This is a genomic window from Geofilum rubicundum JCM 15548 (genome assembly GCF_000974365.1).
GTDB lineage: Bacteria > Bacteroidota > Bacteroidia > Bacteroidales > Marinilabiliaceae > Geofilum > Geofilum rubicundum.
The window spans coordinates 1-646 of the sequence record NZ_BAZW01000200.1 but is presented as its reverse complement, the minus strand read 5'-3'; the positions used below and the strand labels follow the sequence as shown (position 1 = coordinate 646).

The 646-nt window shown below is 41.6% G+C and carries 1 protein-coding gene; it reads left to right on the top strand.

What is annotated here, in order from left to right:
- Window positions 1-79: 79 nt before the first annotated feature.
- A partial coding sequence (locus JCM15548_RS20770) for an integrase core domain-containing protein (RefSeq protein WP_162198319.1) occupies window positions 80-646 on the top strand: 567 nt, incomplete at its 3' end.

Below are 646 nucleotides of genomic sequence, written 5' to 3'. Positions count from 1 at the left end.
GCTGAGCCCAAACAGAAGATCCAGAATCACTAAGAAGAACGATCATAAGGGGCGCATTATAACTGATAAACCAAATTTAATGTGGGCCACTGATGGCAAAAAGTTCTGGATTAATGGAAGTGGGTGGCACTGGTTCTTTGGTGTTATTGACCATTTTAATGACGAGATATTGGCCTGGCATATAGCAAAGATTGGTAACCGTTTTGAGGCTATAGAGCCAGTACGTTCTGCAATTCAGAAACAATTTGGCTCTGTTAAAAAAGATATTTGCAGAGGTCTGGAGTTGAAATTACGCAGTGATCACGGTTCACAATATGACTCTGCAGACTTTATGAATGAGATGAAGTTTCTTGGCCTGAGTATGTCAAAGGCATATGTAAGGTCGCCGGAATGCAATGGCGTAATTGAGCGGTTTCACCGTACGCTGGAGAAAGAGCTACTGCAGATCAAGTCTTTTAATTCTATAGAGGAGGCTCAAAGGGAAATAGCTGATTTTATTGACAAATATAATACACATTGGATATTGCACAGGTTGGACCATTACTCCCCGATGGAGTATAAACGAAAGTATGTCGAAGCGCTAAAAAACGCCCAGTCCGATACTTCGGGTAATATTGAGCCAGAGGACCAGTTTGTCCTCCTTTTA